At 37.4% G+C, this 19,877-nt stretch carries 17 protein-coding genes and 1 pseudogene; 5 read left to right on the plus strand and 13 right to left on the minus strand.

All coding sequences use genetic code 11. The features are described from left to right. Positions 1-205: 205 nt before the first annotated feature. The 12 genes from PP182_RS13060 to PP182_RS13115 all read right to left on the minus strand — a co-directional run bounded on the left by PP182_RS13060 (position 206) and on the right by PP182_RS13115 (position 14,312). Complete coding sequence (locus tag PP182_RS13060; RefSeq protein ID WP_272651708.1) at positions 206-985, minus strand: 3-keto-disaccharide hydrolase; 780 nt, start codon at positions 983-985, stop codon at positions 206-208. A gap of 387 nt (positions 986-1,372) precedes the next feature. After that, entirely contained in the window at positions 1,373-2,965 is a 1,593-nt protein-coding gene (locus PP182_RS13065; protein ID WP_272651709.1) for an NADP-dependent glyceraldehyde-3-phosphate dehydrogenase, read from the minus strand. A gap of 10 nt (positions 2,966-2,975) precedes the next feature. Then, complete coding sequence (gene ilvA / locus PP182_RS13070; protein ID WP_272651710.1) at positions 2,976-4,226, minus strand: threonine ammonia-lyase IlvA; 1,251 nt, start codon at positions 4,224-4,226, stop codon at positions 2,976-2,978. 34 nt (positions 4,227-4,260) lie between these two features. After that, positions 4,261-5,736 (minus strand): ketol-acid reductoisomerase, encoded by a 1,476-nt coding sequence (ilvC, locus tag PP182_RS13075; RefSeq protein WP_272651711.1) that lies wholly within the window; start codon positions 5,734-5,736, stop codon positions 4,261-4,263. A 64-nt stretch (positions 5,737-5,800) separates the two neighbouring features. Beyond that, positions 5,801-6,328: an acetolactate synthase small subunit gene (ilvN, locus tag PP182_RS13080; RefSeq protein WP_272651712.1), complete on the minus strand. Its 528-nt coding sequence runs from the start codon at positions 6,326-6,328 to the stop codon at positions 5,801-5,803. Between the two features lie 69 nt (positions 6,329-6,397). Next, on the minus strand, positions 6,398-6,979 hold the full coding sequence (locus tag PP182_RS13085; RefSeq protein ID WP_272651713.1) for an O-methyltransferase: 582 nt from the start codon (positions 6,977-6,979) through the stop codon (positions 6,398-6,400). A 3-nt stretch (positions 6,980-6,982) separates the two neighbouring features. Then, positions 6,983-8,716 (minus strand): biosynthetic-type acetolactate synthase large subunit, encoded by a 1,734-nt coding sequence (ilvB, locus tag PP182_RS13090; protein WP_272651714.1) that lies wholly within the window; start codon positions 8,714-8,716, stop codon positions 6,983-6,985. A 27-nt stretch (positions 8,717-8,743) separates the two neighbouring features. Then, on the minus strand, positions 8,744-10,426 hold the full coding sequence (ilvD, locus tag PP182_RS13095) for a dihydroxy-acid dehydratase (protein WP_272651715.1): 1,683 nt from the start codon (positions 10,424-10,426) through the stop codon (positions 8,744-8,746). A 382-nt stretch (positions 10,427-10,808) separates the two neighbouring features. Continuing rightward, the gene (locus tag PP182_RS13100; protein WP_272651716.1) at positions 10,809-11,648 is read right to left on the minus strand and encodes a biotin-dependent carboxyltransferase family protein; all 840 of its coding nucleotides are present in this window, start codon (positions 11,646-11,648) and stop codon (positions 10,809-10,811) included. Continuing rightward, entirely contained in the window at positions 11,641-12,378 is a 738-nt protein-coding gene (gene pxpB / locus PP182_RS13105; RefSeq protein WP_272651717.1) for a 5-oxoprolinase subunit PxpB, read from the minus strand. The genes PP182_RS13100 and pxpB overlap by 8 nt, the downstream gene beginning before the upstream one ends. Beyond that, the gene (gene pxpA / locus PP182_RS13110) at positions 12,375-13,118 is read right to left on the minus strand and encodes a 5-oxoprolinase subunit PxpA (RefSeq protein WP_272651718.1); all 744 of its coding nucleotides are present in this window, start codon (positions 13,116-13,118) and stop codon (positions 12,375-12,377) included. The genes pxpB and pxpA overlap by 4 nt, the downstream gene beginning before the upstream one ends. Beyond that, the gene (locus PP182_RS13115; RefSeq protein ID WP_272651719.1) at positions 13,119-14,312 is read right to left on the minus strand and encodes an Nramp family divalent metal transporter; all 1,194 of its coding nucleotides are present in this window, start codon (positions 14,310-14,312) and stop codon (positions 13,119-13,121) included. Between the two features lie 218 nt (positions 14,313-14,530). On the opposite strand from PP182_RS13115, the gene PP182_RS13120 reads away from it, so the two are divergent. The 4 genes from PP182_RS13120 to PP182_RS13135 all read left to right on the plus strand — a co-directional run bounded on the left by PP182_RS13120 (position 14,531) and on the right by PP182_RS13135 (position 17,821). Then, positions 14,531-14,977: a hypothetical protein gene (locus PP182_RS13120; RefSeq protein WP_272651720.1), complete on the plus strand. Its 447-nt coding sequence runs from the start codon at positions 14,531-14,533 to the stop codon at positions 14,975-14,977. Positions 14,978-14,986: 9 nt separating this feature from the next. After that, the gene (locus PP182_RS13125; protein ID WP_272651721.1) at positions 14,987-15,550 is read left to right on the plus strand and encodes a hypothetical protein; all 564 of its coding nucleotides are present in this window, start codon (positions 14,987-14,989) and stop codon (positions 15,548-15,550) included. Between the two features lie 84 nt (positions 15,551-15,634). Next, positions 15,635-16,753, plus strand: a complete 1,119-nt coding sequence (locus PP182_RS13130) for a pyridoxal phosphate-dependent aminotransferase (RefSeq protein ID WP_272651722.1) — start codon at positions 15,635-15,637, stop codon at positions 16,751-16,753. A gap of 207 nt (positions 16,754-16,960) precedes the next feature. Beyond that, entirely contained in the window at positions 16,961-17,821 is an 861-nt protein-coding gene (locus PP182_RS13135) for a PIG-L deacetylase family protein (RefSeq protein WP_272651723.1), read from the plus strand. A gap of 239 nt (positions 17,822-18,060) precedes the next feature. Here the strand turns inward: PP182_RS13135 and PP182_RS13140 are convergent. Continuing rightward, a pseudogene (locus PP182_RS13140) lies at positions 18,061-18,629 on the minus strand (ATP-binding protein); the annotation flags it as partial. A 302-nt stretch (positions 18,630-18,931) separates the two neighbouring features. On the opposite strand from PP182_RS13140, the gene PP182_RS13145 reads away from it, so the two are divergent. Then, entirely contained in the window at positions 18,932-19,816 is an 885-nt protein-coding gene (locus PP182_RS13145; RefSeq protein ID WP_272651724.1) for an SDR family NAD(P)-dependent oxidoreductase, read from the plus strand. The last annotated feature ends 61 nt before the right edge of the window (positions 19,817-19,877 follow it).

Genomic DNA, 19,877 nt, shown 5'->3' on the forward strand with positions numbered 1-19,877 from the left:
TATTTGGTTTAGTACATATTTTCCCAACATTATCCAATTTATATGTAATATTAACCTGAACGGTTAGTTTTTTGTTAAGCATTGATAAAATGGCATATAATTTCAATTCTGTGTAAAAAACGAACCAGGTCTTTTTGATTTATACAATATGACCTTTATTACTGATTATAAGCGCTTCCAATAGATGTCAAAGTATGATAAAACATCAATCATTCAGTTTCATTAACTCGATATTTCTGAATTCTATAGGATGGCCTTCTGCCTGTAATGCTACATAACCTTCACTTAGTATTTTTGGGTAACCCTTTTTAATGAGTTCTTTGGCAAATTCATCTGAGTCATCATACTGGGGTTTACTATATTCCAAAACCTTCTTGCCATTGATTTTATGGCCAATTAATTCGCTTCCGTGTACTTCCAATTCCATTTTTACCCATGTAGTATCATTGATAGCAGGGTAACTTGAGTTCGTACAGTGTTCCGTTATTAAACGATTGTTCATTTCGATATGCGTTCCAGCTGTGCAAACGTTCCCCGTAAACCGTTTCATTTTACCATCACTACCTAAAATTTGCGCTTCGGGTGCTACCAGTAAAACTTGGTCAAGAGGCAATTCGGAAGGATGAAGGGAATGATATTTTATACCACTATTTTTGAAAGCCCAAGAGGGTGCGCCAGTAACCTTCTGTCCAATAAATCGATATTCTAAACGTAACCTGAATTGCGAAAGTTTTTCCCGATAGAAAATATGCCCGAAATTATTATCAAAAGTATCGTACGCATTGTAATTAACTACTAATTTACCATCTCTTACCTGAAAGGTGTTAAGGTAATTCACCCCATATTTCTCTCCTGTAAACTTTGGAGACCATCCTTCCAGGTCTTTGCCATTAAAAATGGAAACCCATTCGCCTTCTTTTCTTTGAATACTTGAACAACTAATAAAGAATATAATTAGTACTATTGAACACCATCTACTTCTCATTATTCTAAATTTTAAATCAACTACTATTATTCTGAAGTAATTTTTACTCTCTCTTTTAATTGTTCAAACTTGTGCATTTCAACGAACTTATTATCCAATCAGGTCTTTGAAAATAATTAACTGGGTAATTATAAAAGCTCACAGATTTACTAGAACAAGATTTAGAGGTCTGCTATCTATTTTCAATAATTGTAAAAGGTTTATTAATATGATAAAAGACTATAAAGTCAAGCGTTTATTAATAAGAATTAAGTTTATGAGTGTAACTAATTTTCTCAAAACAATGGTCTTTAATAGGTAATCTCTTAGTCAGAATATATCCTGAAACTTATAAGCTATTTTTCAAATCAAAAAGACCATTTTAGAATTCGTCAATACAAATTTTCACTACAAAATATAATCTGTACTTACAAAATTTGAAACTTTCGCCTCCAACAATTGCTGAACTGTTTCAGTATTCAAATCGTTATCCTTAAAGGCTACAAAGGTTCTAATAGAAAATGATCGTAATGCATCATGAACACTTAAAGTGGCCTGCGCAGAATCTTTCCTTCCCGTGAATGGATATACATCCGGACCACGCTGACAGGAGCTGTTTAAATTAACCCGACAAACCAAATTGACTAAAGAATCAATTAGCGGAGACAGACTATATACGTCCTTTCCAAAAAGACTTACCTGCTGGCCATAATTGCTTTCTGCCATATCATCTAAAGGCTCTTCAATATCGGCAAATGATAAAATCGGTATAATAGGACCAAATTGCTCCTCTTGGTATACTCGCATATCTTTCGTAACCGGAAACAAAACAGCGGGCCATATATAGTTATCAAAATGCTTACCTCCTTTTTTATTTAAAATTCTCGCACCTTTTGAGACGGCATCATCAATTAATTCTTGAATATATGCAGGTTTATCCGGCTCCGGTAATGGTGTTAATTTTACGCCCTCATCCCAAGGATTGCCAAACTTCAACTTATCCACTTCTTCGGAAAACTTTTTGAGAAAATTCTCGCGAACCTCTTCATGTACGTAAATAACCTTGAGTGCGGTACATCGTTGTCCATTAAAGGATAAGGTACCCGCTAAACATTCGTTTATGGTAAGGTCCATGTCTGCATCTGGTAATATAATGGCAGGATTTTTGGCTTCCAGACCAAGCACCAACCTTAGACGGTTACTTTTAGGATGCTGATCTTGTAGTGCATTGGCGGACTTACTATTACCTATCAACGCCAACACATCAACTTTACCTGTCTTCATTATAGGTGCTGCTACAGTTCTACCCCTTCCGAATAATACATTGACTACCCCTTTAGGAAAACAGGTTTGAAAGGCCTCTAATAAAGGAGTGATAAGTAAAACCCCATATTTCGCAGGTTTAAAAATGGTGGTATTTCCCATAATAATAGCCGGAATCAACAAGGCGAAAGTTTCGTTTAAAGGATAATTATAGGGACCCAGACAAAGAACCACTCCCAAAGGTCCACGTTTTATGTGGGCATAAACACCGTCATGTTTTTGAAACTTGGCCGCATTCCTATCTAAATTCTTATAATCTTCAATCGTATCTTCTACATACTCGACCGTTCTATCAAATTCTTTTTGTGAATCAAGAAGCGATTTTCCTATTTCCCACATCAGGAGTTTTACAACTACCTCCCTTTTTGTTTTCATTTGCTCCACAAAATTCTCCATACAAATAATCCGGTCCCTGACGTGCATGGTGGGCCATACGCCCTGACCTTTATTATATGCCTTTAAAGCACCATTTAAGGCATCGATTGCTTCTGGTTCCTGTAAATCGGGAACACTGCCCAATAAGGTAGGTTTATACTCGTCAGTGGAAGAAATAGTTGAAAATACATCTGTTGTTTCACCTGTCCACTCTTTCAACTGTCCATCTACCAAATATTTATTTTGATGAATAGGATTTTCTATCGCAAATTCCTTAGGTATGTTAGTGTTCTTTATACTCATGTTTTAATTTTTATACCAAATATTGAAATAAATCGGGTTTGTCGTTAATATAATCACCAAAAAAATTGTTCGCCTTCATTCTGTCCATTAAAGGCTGTAAATCCTCAGGATTTTTTAGCTCAATTCCCACTACTGCCGGTGCATTCTCCTTGCTTGATTTTTTAGAATACTCAAAATGTGTAATATCATCATTTGGACCTAATATTTCAGCAACGAATTGTTTCAATGCCCCTGGACGCTGAGGAAATCTTACGATAAAATAATGTTTTAATTTGCCATATAAAAGTGCTCTCTCTTTTATTTCAGCCGTTCTGGTAATATCATTATTACTACCACTTACAATGCAAACCACATTTTTGCCTTTGATTTTCGATGCATAGGCATCCAATGCAGCTATACTAAGGGCTCCAGCTGGCTCTACCACAATGGCATCCCTATTATACAAATCTAAAATAGATTGGCAAACTTTACCTTCATGAACCGTTATGATATCGTGTAGATTTTCTTTACAAATGGAGAATGTTAAATCACCTACCTTTTTTACGGCAGCACCATCAATGAATTTATCAATATTGGATAAGGCCGTATTCTTACCATTTTCAATGGAAATTTTCATAGAGGGGGCGCCATCAGGTTCCACCCCTATAATTTTGGTATGGGACGACAGTGTGTTGAATACAGCAATTAATCCAGATGCCAATCCCCCACCCCCAATAGCTACAAAAATATAATCAATAGGAAGCTTTGTTTGGTCCAGTAATTCCAGACCAACAGTTCCTTGACCTTCTATAACTTTTGGATCATCGAAAGGATGAATAAAAAACTTGTTCTCTTGCAGACAATAACTCAAAGCTGCGTCGAAAGAGTCGTCAAAAGTATCACCTTCCAGCACTACAGTAACCCATTCTTCACCGAACATTTTGGTTTGTTCCACCTTTTGTTTGGGGGTAACGGCCGGCATATAAATGGTGCCCTCAATTTTTAGATGCTTACATGCAAAAGCTACTCCCTGTGCATGATTGCCTGCACTTGCACAAACTACACCATATATTCGTTCATCGCTTGATAGGGAATTTATCTTATTGAAAGCTCCACGTATCTTATAGGACCTTACACGCTGCAAATCTTCCCGCTTTAAATGGATATTGGCCCCATACTGTTTTGATAGGCGTATACTATGAGCAAGCGGCGTTACCTCCGATACTTGCCGGATGGTCAACGCCGCTTTTTTTATATCCTCTACCTTAGGAAAATATTCCATAAGATCAATGGTAAAGGTTTAGGTTTGCCATAAACTAAACTATTGGTTTCATTGCGGTCATGGACGCTCTCAATCGAGTACCTACCACTTCTACCGGATGCTCTCTCAATGATTTGTTTACGGCAATAAGTTTGGCATTGTCAACACCATTATCATCACCTTCTCCATAATGCTTACCGATCACATCAACATCCACTTTCTTCATAAAATCGGCCAATAATGGTTTACAGGCATGGTCAAAAAGATAGCAACCGTATTCTGCAGTATCCGAAATAACACGATTCATTTCAAACAGTTTCTTTCTTGCAATGGTATTGGCAATTAGTGGTGTTTCATGAAGTGATTCGTAATAGGCCGATTCCCCTATGATACCTGATTCCGTCATGGACTCAAATGCCAATTCTACACCGGCTCGTACCATGGCAACCATTAAAACACCATTATCGTAAAACTCCTGCTCAGTAATTTCATCGCCACCAGCTGGTGTTTTCTCAAAAGCGGTTTCGCCTGTGGCAGCTCTCCATGTTAATAGATTTTTATCATCATTGGCCCAATCTTCCATCATGGTTTTAGAAAAATGTCCTGTCATGATATCATCCATATGCTTTTGAAACAAAGGCCTCATAATATCCTTTAATTCTTCCGAAAGTTCGAAAGCCTTAATCTTTGCGGGATTTGAAAGTCGGTCCATCATATTGGTGATACCCCCATATTTCATACCTTCTGTTATGGTTTCCCACCCGTACTGAATTAATTTAGAAGCATAACCCGCATCAATGCCTTTTTCTATCATTTTGTCAAAACAAAGAATGGATCCCGTTTGTAACAAACCACAAAGAATAGTCTGTTCCCCCATTAAATCCGATTTAACCTCGGCCACGAAAGAGGATTCCAAAACCCCGGCCTTGTGACCACCGGTTGCAGCAGCATAGGCTTTAGCCTGCTCCAATCCTTTTCCTTCAGGGTCATTTTCTGGGTGGACCGCTATTAAAGTAGGAACCCCAAAACCCCTTTTATACTCCTCTCTAACCTCGGAACCTGGGCTCTTGGGAGCTACCATGATAACCGTTAGGTCTTCACGTATTTGAGTACCTTCTTCCACAATATTAAATCCATGGGAGTAGGATAAGGTAGCACCCTTTTTCATAAGCGGCATAACTGCTCCTACTACTTGCGTATGTTGTTTATCCGGGGTTAGGTTTATAACAAGATCTGCACTAGGAATAAGTTCATCATAAGTACCCACGGTAAAGCCATTTTCAGTAGCGTTAAGGTAAGATTGCCTTTTCTCTTTAATTGCTGCGTCCCTTAATGTATATGCAATATCCAATCCGGAATCCCTCATGTTCAATCCCTGATTTAAACCTTGGGCTCCACAACCAACGATTACAATTTTCTTTCCTTTTAACGCGGTTACGCCATCTGCAAATTCCGAAGAATCCATAAATCTACATTTTCCCAATTGTGTTAATTGGTCTCTTAATGACAGCGTATTAAAGTAGTTTGACATTTTATTAGTTGTTTTTAAGTGTATTTTTTCCCGGAGGAAAATGATTAGTTAATATTCAAATTTATTAATTGTGTTGAAACTCTTTCAATAAGGTAGAAATTTGCATTTCATCCTTGGTCACGGATATACGCCCAGATCTAACAAATTGCATAATCCCAAAAGGTTTGAACTGTTCGTACATTTCATCGATCTCATATCGCCTTCCACTTTTTGCCAAAATGAAAAACTCCCTGGAAACAGTGACAATTTGGGAATTGCTCTCTTTGATAATATTCTGAATTTGACGCTCGTCAAACAACAAGTTTGAAGCAATTTTAAACAACGCGGATTCCTGATATATGGTTTCGTCATCCGTATGGTAAAAAGCCTTTATGACCTCTATCTGCTTTTCAATTTGTCCGACAATGTTGCGTACCCACTTCTCCGTTGTATATACAACGATGGTAAATTTAGATACATTATCTATTTCCGATTTCGATACGTTGAGGCTTTCTATGTTAATATGTCTTTTTAAGAAAATCCCTGATATTCTATTGAGTAATCCAACATTATTTTCGGAATATACCGAAATAGTAAACCATTCTTTTTTCATAATTAAATCCTATTCCCTTGCTACGGCTCCCGTAACAATTTGTTCATGAAAATGGACCAAAACTAGTCCTTATTTATTCTTTACTGCCAAAATAATTCCTGTTGACCAATTCATTTTTGTCAAGGTCAAATCCTCCCTCTTCTCCAAGTAACCCACCAAATCACTTACATTTTTATCATGCCCTTCCGGCCAATTGGGCTGTGCTATCATATCGTCTATCACATAAAAACCACCTACCCTCAACATATTCAAAGTTTCAACCAACTGTCCATATTTTCCTGGCCATGCATCGGCAAAAATCAAATCGAATTTAGGTCCTGAATAATTAAGTATCCATTCAGCTCCATCTTGACAAACAATGCTAAGCCTCTTGTCGTTGCCAAAAAAGGATTTGGCAATTTCAATTAATTCAGGATCATTATCCACCGTAGTCAAATGGGAATCCCTATCCATCCCATCTATCATCCAAGAAAGACTTAACCCTATCCCCGTTCCCAGTTCCAATATCCTTGACTTAGGTTTTGAGCTAATCAAGGTTTTCAGAAAAGTACCGACATACAAATCGGAAGGCATCGTGAATCCAATCTCATCGGATTTACCTTGAATTTGATTATGGACTTTTGGAATATCCTGTATATGGGAATCGTTCATTGATTATTTTAATCTTATTTCTGATACGGCCGCACCAGATGGTATCATTGGGAACACATTGTCCTCTTTTTCAACTTTCACCTCGAGGAAAAATGGATTTTTAGAAGCCATCATATACTGAATCGTACTTTTCAAATCCTTTCTTTCCGATACCCTTTTTGATTCTATATGATACCCCTCAGCAATCTTTACGAAATCTGGATTCGTCATTACGGTAGAGGCGTATCGGCGGTCAAAGAATAATTCTTGCCATTGACGCACCATACCTAAGTGATCATTGTTAAGTACCACAATTTTTACAGGGATATTATGTTGAAAAATAACCCCCAATTCCTGAATTGTCATTTGGTATCCACCGTCTCCTATTATTGCAACCACTTCCCTATCCATAGCACCCATTTTGGCACCGATAGCAGCCGGTAAGGCAAACCCCATGGTTCCCAGACCCCCAGAAGTTATGTTACTTTTAGACTCTTTAAACTTAGCATATCTACAACCAATCATTTGATGTTGTCCTACATCCGTTACTATAACTGCCTTTTGGTCAGATGCTAAATTTATCTCCTCGATTACCTCGCCCATAGTAAGTCCTTCCTTAGTAGGGTGAATATCATTTTTTATTACCGTATCGTATTCAATTTGATATTTTTCCTTAAAGATATTATGCCATGATTCATGACTTTTAGAATTGATCATAGGCAAAATTAATCCCAAAGTTTCTTTGGAATTACCAAGAACCGCAACATCGGCATGTACATTCTTATTTACTTCGGCCGGGTCAATTTCAAAATGAATAACCTTGGCTTGTGTTGCGTAATCTTCCAACCTTCCCGTTACACGATCATCGAAACGCATACCTATGGCGATTAAAACATCACACTGATTGGTCAATAGATTTGGGCCGTAATTCCCATGCATTCCAACCATACCTACATTTAGGGGATGTTCGGAATCCAAGGCAGATGCACCCATTATAGTCCACGCCGCAGGTATTCCTGCCTTTTCAACCAACTCCTTTAATTCTTGTTCCGCTTTTCCAAGTATTACTCCCTGGCCCCAAACGATAAAGGGTTTTTTTGCTGAATTAATAAGATCTGCCGCCTGTTTTAAAGATTCTATATCTGGCGTTGGAGCTGGTTTATAGCTTCTAACTCCGGTACACGGTGTATAACTAAAGTCCAATTCATCAAATTGTGCGTTTTTAGTGATATCCACTAAAACAGGACCTGGACGTCCCGATTTTGCAATATAGAAAGCCTTGGCCATAATCTCAGGAATTTCAGAAGCCTTCGTCACTTGATAGTTCCATTTGGTAACCGGTGTTGAAATACCAATGATATCCGTTTCCTGAAAGGCATCGGAACCCAATAATTCCCTTGTTACCTGTCCCGTAATACAGACTAATGGGGTAGAATCTATTTGGGCATCCGCTAAACCTGTCACCAAATTAGTAGCACCTGGTCCGGATGTTGCCATTGCAACCCCTACCCTACCAGATACCCTTGCATAACCTTGTGCCGCATGTGCCGCACCCTGTTCATGTCTTGTAAGGATATGGGTGAGTTTATCTTGAAATTTATAAAGCTCGTCATAGACAGGCATAATGGCCCCTCCTGGGTATCCATAAAGCAAATCGACACCTTCGGCAAGCAAACAGTGTATAATTGCCTCCGCTCCACTTATCTTAATTGATTTCTTGGTCTTTTGTGCTGTCTTTTGTTCTTTCAATGTTTCCATATCAACCTATTAATAATATGCCAATTATTAAAATTCGTCCGTAACACATCCTTTGGATGCCGACGAAACACTTTTTGCATATTTATATAAAATACCTCTTTTAGCCTTTAATTCCGGTGCTACCCATTTTGAGCGTCTTTCATTCAATACTTCGTCGGAAATTTCGATATCAATCGTATTGTTTACGGCATCAATAGAAATGATATCCCCGTTCTCGACCAAGGCAATATTACCACCTACTTGAGCCTCGGGAGCCACATGGCCAACCACAAATCCGTGAGAACCCCCAGAAAAACGACCATCTGTTATTAGGGCAACTTCCTTACCCAGACCAGCACCCATAATGGAAGACGTTGGTTTTAACATTTCTGGCATACCTGGTGCGCCTTTGGGTCCCTCATAACGAATAATAACAACATCCCCCTTCTTCACTTTACCCGTTTTTATACCTTCGTTTACCGCTGTTTCACTATCAAAAACATTAGCAGTTCCTTTAAAGGATAAGCCTTCTTTACCTGTAATTTTAGCAACTGCACCTTCTGTTGCAAGATTTCCAAATAAAATTCTAATATGTCCAGTTTCCTTAATTGGTTTATCCAAGGTGCTTACTATATCCTGACCTTCAATCAAATTTGGTACATCCTGTAAGTTTTCAGCCAGAGACTTACCCGTAACCGTCAAACAATCGCCATGAAGCATATCATTATCCAACATATATTTTAAAACACCTGGAATTCCACCAACTCCATGAAGGTCTTCCATTGAATATTTACCACTCGGCTTTAAATTGGCTAAAAGTGGTGTGTTATCACTTATTCTCTTGAAGTCCTCTAGTGTAAATTCAATTTGCGCGGCCTTTGCAATTGCTAAAAAGTGGAGCACGGCATTCGTAGAACCTCCTAAAACAGTAACCAATCTAAAGGCATTCTCCAATGATTCTTTGGTTACAATATCCAAGGGTTTAATATCCTTCTCCAATAAAAAACGTAATGCTTCACCTGCCTTAACAGATTCTTGCTCCTTTAAATTTCCATCGCTTATTGCAGGATTGGAAGAGTTGAAAGGAAGAGACATCCCTAAAGCCTCTATGGCCGATGCCATAGTATTGGCCGTATACATACCGCCACAAGCACCTGCCCCGGGACAAGCTTTATGAATTACTTCTTTATATTCCGTTTCATCAATATTTCCAGCAACTTTTTGTCCATAGGCCTCAAAAGCAGAAATTATATCCAATTTCTTACCGTTATGACACCCCGACGCAATAGTTCCACCATATACCAAGACGGAAGGCCTATTTAACCTAAGCATGGCCATTAGCGCTCCGGGCATATTTTTATCGCACCCTACAACGGTAACCAAGCCATCATAACTCATAGCCTCTACCACGGTTTCCATGGAATCCGCGATAATATCCCGAGATGGCAATGAAAAACGCATTCCCGGAGTTCCATTGGAAATGCCGTCACTAACACCAATAGTATTAAATATCAAACCAACCAGACCAGCATTATCAGCTCCTTTCTTAACATGGACTGCCAAATCATTCAAGTGCATATTACAGGGATTTCCCTCATAACCAGTACTTGCAATTCCGACTAGCGGTTTCTTTAAATCGTCATCGGTTAAACCAATAGCATGCAGCATAGCTTGTGCCGCAGGCAATGAAGGGTCTTGGGTTACACTTTTACTGTATTTGTTTAATTCCATAATAATATTGTAGTCTGGTAATCTTAAAATTTAAGTCGGTTTATTTCAAAGATAAAAGTTTAATAATCGTTGTTTTTTTAACAAAATTTCTGGGTTCAAATTCAATGCGATAAAATTTTATTTAAATAATTGATTTTCAATATTTTAACCTTTGTTTTTATATCATATTCAATACATATAAGATTTGATTGCAGCATATAAAAAAACCTGTATCGGACGCGTCTGATACAGGTTTTTTAAGTCAATGAAAAATCTATATCATTTCCAACAGGAAATAATGACGACCACACTGACTATAATGTATTTCAAATTCATAAGGCAATAGTACATAAAATTTTTAGCTAGCCAAAAAATAGTTTCATAAAATAAAAATCCTCAAAATTTATATAAATTTAAAAGAAACGGTATTGCCCTCCCGCTTTTGCGCTAAAATGGAGATTGATTTATCGGAGAGTTGCAAAATCCTTGGGTACCCCCCTGTGGTCTGCCCATCTTTCATAAGAATAATCAATTTTCCCGAAGGTGTTAACTGAACCGTTCCAGGTAAGGTGGCCGACGTTAAAATGCTGATATTATGCTTTTCTATCTGTTCAACCAATTGGTAGGCCATTCGATTATTTTCCTTTGAAATGGTAAATTCTTTTGAAAACAATATTTCGAGTTGTCTATCTGTCAGCAATTCATATTCCGGTGCCTTGTACACCTCCAAGACCACCTCATCCAAAAAACTATCAACTTTTATTTCCGATATTTTGGGTTCATAGGAATTAACGGCTTTATAGGGGATAGTGTCACCTTCCTCTATTCGGTTATTATTTGTGATTGGAAGATAAAAAGACCTACTACCTAATATTTCCTTTGTTTTAAAACCACCTTTTAAGGCTAAGTACGTTCTAAATCCTTTTTCTAGTTTGCCATAAGACAATATATCACCCACATGTACTTTGTACACCTTGTAGTTATGAACAGGTTCATTATTTAATGTGACCGATATTATTGCTCCTGCCAAAACAATATAGGTTTCCTCCTCAAAAATTAGCGTGGGACCGGTCATGGTAACTTCCAAAACCGCACAATTAACGTCGTTTTCCAATAACGTATTCGCCTTGTGAACTGATAGTTGGTCCATAGAGCCGGATACCGGAACACCTTTGTTTCTATGATGAAACCTCCCAACATCTTGGACGCTAGTAAAAAAACCCGCCTTTAGAACCTTAAGCATCTAAAACAACTTTTTCTGGTTTATATATGCCTACTTCGGCTTCAATTTTATGTAGCTCATGCTCGCCCTTGGATACTTGTTGAAATTGAATTCTATCACCAACATTAACGAAGCATGGGTCATCTTTGGCCTTATCAAAAAGTGGTACAGGGCAATTTCCTATAATATTCCAACCTCCTGGAGACTCTTGCGGATATATACCGGTTTGTTTTCCGGCAATACCAACAGCACCTTTTGCTACTTTTAATCTAGGAGTAGCCTTCCTAGGAGTTTCCAAATCCTTGTGAACACCACCCAAGTACATGAATCCGGGTAAAAACCCTATACCATAAACAGTATAAATGTTTGAAGTGTGAAGTTCAATAACCTCCTCCACAGACTTCCCGATATTTTTGGACACTTCTTCCAAATCGATACCGAAGGAGACATCATAGCTTACCGGGAGTTTCCATAACAATTGCGGTCTTTTAGGGGCTTCTTTCGATTGTTCATACCATTCATAAATTTTTGATTCAAAATTTTCGTAATCGATTTCGACTGATGGATTAACCAATAACAATGAATTATAGGCGGAGATGGTTTCCCACTCAGCTTCCTCTAGACAGTCTTTTCTTAGAAAGTCCTCAAAGTCCAAGATACTATCTAAAATAATTTCGCTCACTTCATTGGGCCATTCAACCAATAAGGCATGATTTCCATAAGGTTTCAATGATATGGGGGGATGAATCATTTCTTTAAGGCTATTTGGTGTTTTGGCAATTCTTCCGAAATATACATCAATATTTGTAAAGCCCCAGAAGTGTCCCCATGGATACAATAAGTATCCGCATTCAAGGGTTTAAATTCCTTGGAAATGGTCAACACTCTTTTCGTCCTAACTATGCGCATAAGATGGTTTAATACTTCTGAAGGTTTTTCTATGAGCGCATGTGGCTCGGAACGGGATACAAGACTTAAATCACTATTGTAGTTTCTATCGGCAAAAGCTTCAATTTTTGTCCTGAACCCATTCATTTTGGCCAATCTTTGAATCAAGGCACCATAGGGAACAAACAACTCTAGATCCGTTTTATATTCAGAAATAGCATCTAAAAATAGTTCTGCCAAAGACCTATCCCTTGCAACATCATTATATAGTGCGCCATGTGGCTTTATATGTGTTACCACAGCCTTCTCTTGATTACATATATCAATTATAAGAGAAATCTGTTCCTTTATACTACTTGTAAGTTTTTTATCAGAAATTTTCATGGTCTCCCTACCAAAATTCTTTTTATCGGGATATGAAGGATGAGCGCCTATTTTTACCTTATGCTTAATAGCCAAACGAGCCGTCTTGGTCATCGACTCACTATCCCCTGTATGTCCACCACAAGCAATGTTACATGAAGAAATAAAGGGAAAGAGTTGTGACTCATTATTTACGCCTTCGCCTACATCACAATTAATGTCAATTAATATTACTCCCATTTAAAAAATTTCAAAAACCTTCAATATACTTTTTGCGCCTAACAAAATTGATAGCAAAACGATAGTTAAACCCATTGTATTCTGTATAATGGTATTCCTATTTTCACCCATTACCCGCACCCTATTTACAACCCAAAGGAGAAATATAGCTATAAAAGGTAAAAGAATACCATTGGCGACTTGCGCAAATTTAATTACTTCAATGGGTCTTATTTCAAAGGAGAGAAAAAATACACCCAAGATTAAAATTAATATCCATACCAATCTAAATTTAAAATCCTTAAAGCCGTTTTTCCAACCGAAACAACTCGCCGCGACATAAGCGGCAGCCAAAGGAGCGGTGATAGCTGAAGTAACCCCTGCAGCAAACAGACCAATACCCATAAAATACTTAGCACCCGCTCCATATAAAGGTTCCAACGCTTTTGTCATATCCATTACATTTGTCACCTCGATCAAATCTATAGAAGCTGCGGAAATTATTATACAAATAGAGACGAATCCACCAAAAAGTATAGAGATAAAGGTATCTCGCCTACAATATTTTAAATCACTTTTAGAATTCCATTTCTCACTGACCAAAGAAGCGTGCAAGAATAAATTATAGGGAACAACAGTAGTTCCCACCAGCGCAATAACCGTTAATAAACTTTCACTATCAACTTTGGGTACAAATAGTCCTTTAAGTACTTGACCAATATTTGGCTGTGTAAGCAAGGCAGTTAATACAAATGAAAAACTCATTAGAATAACCAATGAAATGAATACCTTTTCCAACAACTTATAATTGCCAATATATAAGAGTACAAATGCAATTATTCCAATTACAAAAGGAAAGTATGATGTGTAGGTATTCCCTAAAATTGCCTCCAATCCTAAGATACCTCCTCCAATATTTCCCGCCTCATAAGCGGCATTTCCAATTACTATTGCCGATAGTATAATAATTACAACCAGTGTCCTTAAATATTTATTAGAAATTTCCTGTTTTATGACCTCTGCCAACCCTTTTTGCGTTATTATTCCAAGTCTAGCAGACATTTCCTGTAACACCATTGTGGCCAAAACTGATAACAGCATGGCCCATAAAAGGGAATATCCAAACGATACACCGGCCAAGGTACATGCGGTAACGGTACCCGGTCCTATAAAAGCAGCCGCAACCAATACTCCAGGACCCATTTTTCTGAACATTGATAAAAAATTTAGGTTTTGTAAATATACCCTCAAATGATTTAAAAAAATTTCCCTTTAAAAAAATTGAATTTCACCACAGTTTTAACATTTTCGAATACCGTTTATCTAAAAAAATGTCGTTCGTCTAAAATCAGGATGTCATACATCGATTCTTAATACTAAACCTAAAAAATTGATGTTATTAATATCCCCGAACCAAAAATTTAACCTACTTAATGACTTGTTTAGAATGTAAAAAAGAACTTGGATATCTTGATCATAAAAATGCCATTGAAAGTATTGGTGTTGAGCTTTGCGCCCATCACCAAGAACTTATTAAGGAGTTGATCAAAAAGAACAAAACCCCCTTAGAGGCTATTCAATTATATTATGGCCTTAAAGAAGCCGGTGTCCATGGCATGCTAGAATGGTGGGACGGTAAAAAGTCCGTAGACATCGCTATTTCTAGAGTAAAATTAAACATTGAAATCGACTGCGGTTATGAAAAGTTAACCGAAGAAGAGGCAATCAACAACCTGGAAGAAGCTATGCATTCTTTTAAGAATGGTTTTACCACCATCCGAATTCCACATATATTGGTTCGTTATTATTTGAACGAAACCATTAAAAACATTATAGGAATTATGGAAGGTTTAAAATCCAACATCAAAGTAATCAATTAAAAATGTGTTATGAGCAAATCTAACAAAACCCTAAAAACTCCCCTTAGAATATCATTAGCTTGTTTGGTTGTTGGAATGCTTACCCGTATTATAAATTGGCCGTATTCCGGAGGAATTATTTTAGTATCGTTTTTGGCTATAGGTATTCTTTACGCAATCAGGTTTGCCAAAAAAAAGGAAAAGAAACCGGTAGATTATATTAAAATGATATTGGTTCTTTTTTGGACTACCAATGGTCTTCTAAGAATCATGGATTTTCCGTATACTATATTATTTCAAATTGGTACCGCAATATCCTTTATTGTTTGGTTTGCGATGGAAGGAACCGCCTATTTTATGGACAACGATAAAAAATCGACCAATACCCTTATAGAAATTGGATGGAACTTTGCTATGGTCATAGGTGTTCTTGTCATCATTGCTGGGGGATTAATGCATCTTTTAAAGTGGGATTATTCCATACCTACCCTTACAACCGGTTTAACTATAGTTACGGCTTATATTTTGAAAGATATTTTCAATTCCACCAAAAAAGAGAATAAGGATAACAACAACGAAGAATATCAACTTTAGTATAAGATCTTCTTAAATAATATCCCCGAATAAAAAACTTCCGGAAGTCTAAGTTTTTGTACCTTATAAATCAAATACAAAGGTATGAATCATATAGATCGAAGAAACTGGTTAAAGACTTTTGCGCTCAGTAGTGGTTTTACAGTTTTGGGAGGTACGGCCCAACTGGCATGGGGTAATACCTTAAAAGGAAGTAACAATACCGCGCTAAAAATTGCCAAGCTTAATAGCAATGAAAATCCGTTCGGACCTTCGGATAAAGTAAGGAAAGCCATTACTGCCGCTTTTGATAAGGCTTGTAGGTATCCATCCATGGTCTTTAAACCACTCTTGGAAAAAATAGCAGAGACCGAGGGAGTCTCAACAGATCATATCGTTGTCACCGGTGGGTCCACGGAAGGACTTAAGGCAGTGGGTCTTACCTACGGTTTAAATGGTGGTGAGTTGATTGCTGCCGACCCAACCTTTCAATCCATGCTTACTTATGCCGAAAACTTTGGCGCCTACGTACACCGAGTTCCTGTGGACGAGAATATGCAACACGATTTAAAGGAAATGGAAAACCGAATCAATAGTAAAACCCGACTCATATTTATCTGTAACCCCAACAATCCCACCGGGACCCTTTTGGACAAAAACGACCTGAAATCCTTTTGCGAAAGCACCAGTGAAAAAGCCATGGTTTTTAGCGATGAAGCATATTACGATTTTATCACGGAACCGGATTATCCTTCTATGGTCAGTTTGGTAAAGGAAGGTAAGAACATTATTGTGTCCAAAACTTTTTCCAAAGTGTATGGTATGGCGGGCATGCGTATTGGTTATTTGGTAGCACGGCCGGATATTGCAAAACGTTTAAGAAAGAATATCATGGCAATGACCAATGTTTTGGCCATTGAAGCTGCAAAGCAAGCCTTGGATGATGATGAGTTCTACAAGTTCAGTATTGCCAAAAATGTTGAGGCAAAAGAATCCATATATAAGACTTTGGACGATTTAGAGCTTCCATATATTAAATCCCATACCAATTTTGTCTTTTTTAAAACCGGTAAACATATCAGTGGACTTATGCCGGCCATGGAAAAAGAGAATGTTTTTATCGGAAGACCGTTCCCTCCTTTTTATGATTGGGCACGAATTAGTACCGGAACTATGGAGGACATGAAGCAATTTGATGTGGCTTTAAAAAGGGTCTTTTCCTAACCAACCCTCCCGTTACAAACTTATACATTGAATTGCTTAGCTAAATATGATCTCCGTTTACCCCAGGGAATGGTCTAAATCGGCCATAGTTCTTGTAACTTTTAAGATTCGGTCATACAGCACGAATTGAATAGATTAAGGCTTTAATCCGGAAGGATTTGAATGCGTAAAATACTTATATTTATATTCAGCATAAACTTTATCTTGATGAAAACTATGAAAGTCTCAATTTTTAGCTATTTGATTTTTACTTCACTAATTGCGTTTGCACAACCAAAAGAAGCAGTTGAAAACTGGAAGGGAAAGAAAGTGCTATTGATTGGGGCTCATCCCGATGATGATCATCAATCCCATGGCACATTGGCTATGCTAAATAAAAATGGCAATGAAATATATATCCTGACCATGAGTACCGGGAATGTAGGAACAAAGGACACAAAACTTGGAAAGGATGACCTTGCCAAGATTAGACGGATTGAACAACTCGATGCAATGAAACAAATTGGTTTATCTGAAGATCGGTACATTAATTTGGGTTATGATGATGGTAGACTGGAATTTGCGAATAAGGAGGAAGCTATTGGTAAATTGGTATATTATATAAGAAAGCTAAAACCCGATGTATTAATGGCTTTTGATCCTGGTTATAATTATCAGGTTTGGCACAAAAGTGATCATCGTGCGGCGGCATATTTGGCCGCTGATGCTGTAAGAGCAGCCGAATGGCCTTTGATGTATGAAGGGCATATCATACAGGACAAATTAGAGGCGCATGTTATTCCTGAATTCCTTTTCTATGGAGGCAATGTGTCGGACAAAAACACTATTGTAGATATTACTGACTTCGTAGATCAGCGCGTAAACGCAGGCTCCAAATATGTGAGTCAATGGACATCAGGATGGAATAATTATCTGGGACATGATATTGAAAACTATCCCGCCGCAGAAAAGGAAAAATTATTTAACAAAATCAAGGGTCGTATTAAAGTAATTGATGGAAAATTTGTTGAGAGATTTAGATACCACCAAGGAGCACCAGACTCCATGGGTCATGGGCCAAGGGATTAATGCCGCTCTTTCAAAATCGGAGCTGCTGCAAATCCTTTGTAAAATGAAACTCTGATGTTCTATAGCGTAAATTAAATATTTCTTTACCTTGATGAGGAAACCACAACAATTACTTCAATTGATAAAATTCTTAGGAAAAGTTCGCTGATGTCTGCTCATTGCAAATAAGTTCAGCAAATACACCAAGCGGACACCAAACAGAAACTCGTGGCAAAATTAATCACTGAAAACTACCCTAATCACCCTTCTCTATTTAAAGAACAATATTGTATCGCTTCCGAAATATGATTCCCGTTCAAATCCTTTTCATTAGCTAAATCGGCAATGGTACGGGCGACTTTTAAAATTCTGTCATAGGCCCCGGCGGAAAGATTCAAGTGCTCCATAGCATTTTTAAGTAAGGCTTTCGAGGTTTCGTCTAGCCTACAAAACTTCCGGATCTGTTTGGTATTCATTTGTGCATTGTAATGCACATTTTCCAAATCCTCAAAACGCTTGGTCTGTTTTTCCCCTGCTGCAGTTACCCGTTTGCGGATGTCCACACTGCTCTCCCCTTTTCTATCTTCGGAGAGTTTCTCAAAGGGTACCGGTGTTACTTCAATATGAATGTCAATTCGATCTAACAGTGGTCCGGAGACCTTGCTTAGATAGCGTTGCATTTCTGCAGGAGAAGAGGTAACCGGGGCATCCGGATCATTAAAGTAACCACACGGACTACGATTCATACGGGCCACAAGCATAAAACTAATGGGATAGCTTACTAAAAAACGAGCTTTTAAAGAGTGACCTTTCTATCCCTAATAGTCTGTCATATCATTCGAAAAAAATCTTTATCAAACTCTAGTTACTAGTCAAAATAAAACGCTGATTTCTAAATAGTATTTCGCTCCAAGTTAATAAGAGACCTCTCCACGAGCTTAGTCAATTTATAAGTCGCTATTTATTGGGAAAATATGTCCTAATTCTTGTAATCTGGATAATCTAGGACATTGTTAAATAGCAATCAAATTAGATTAGTGAATATCATCTGCAGGTTTGCACATTAATGTATTTCAAATTAATGACAAGTCGATTGATGAGGGAACAATTAAACTTCTTAATAACAAACTAATGAACGAAAAAGACTTAAAAAACAAAATAGTTTGGGTCACGGGCGCATCCTCCGGAATAGGAGCTTCCCTAGTTACCCAATTAAACAACCTAGGTACAATAGTAATTGCTTCAGCTAGACGAAAAGAAAAATTAGTTAAACTGAAGAAAAAGAGTAGCAATCCAAAAAATATCATCATTATTCCACTTGACATAACGAATACTAATTCAATTAAAAAGGCGATGGCAAAAATACAGCAGCTTGACAAACTTGATCTAGTAATTCATAATGCAGGAATTTCACAGAAAGGATTGGTGATTGAAAACGAAATGAAAATTGATAGAACTATTATGGAAACAAATTATTTTGGAACCATATCTCTTACAAAAGCAGTAATGCCTATTTATTTAAAACAAGGTTTTGGTTCGTTCGCAGTAGTATCAAGCTTTGCAGGTGTTATGGGTCTCCCTGGAAGGTCAGCCTATGCGGCATCAAAACATGCCCTACATGGTTTTTTTGAATCATTAAGAGCTGAAAATATAAGATGTAAAATACATATAAGCTTTATTATTCCTGGCTTTATAAATACTAAGATAACGGCAAAAGGTCTATGCGGTGATGGTATACCACATGGTAGAGTAGAAACGTCCCATCAAATGGGTATGACTCCGGGGCAATGTGCTGATAAAATCATTAAAGGGTTAAGCAAGCGAAAATCGAGAATTTTAATTGGAAAAATCGAAGTGTTCTTACTTTATATACATAAAATTTCCCCAAGATTAAGTCATTACATTATAAAAAATCATCCTATGAAAAGAATTCGCAATATTAAGTCTAAAATTAAACGCCCTATTAGGTTTAAGAGAACTTCAATGATTGAAAAGGTAAATGAAGAATTCAAATAATCCTTGCTAAAATAAAATTATTTATTCCAGAATCATAATGATTTATAATTTCTAAGTAGAT

Source organism: Maribacter sp. PR1 (assembly GCF_028464145.1).
Classification (GTDB): Bacteria; Bacteroidota; Bacteroidia; order Flavobacteriales; family Flavobacteriaceae; genus Maribacter.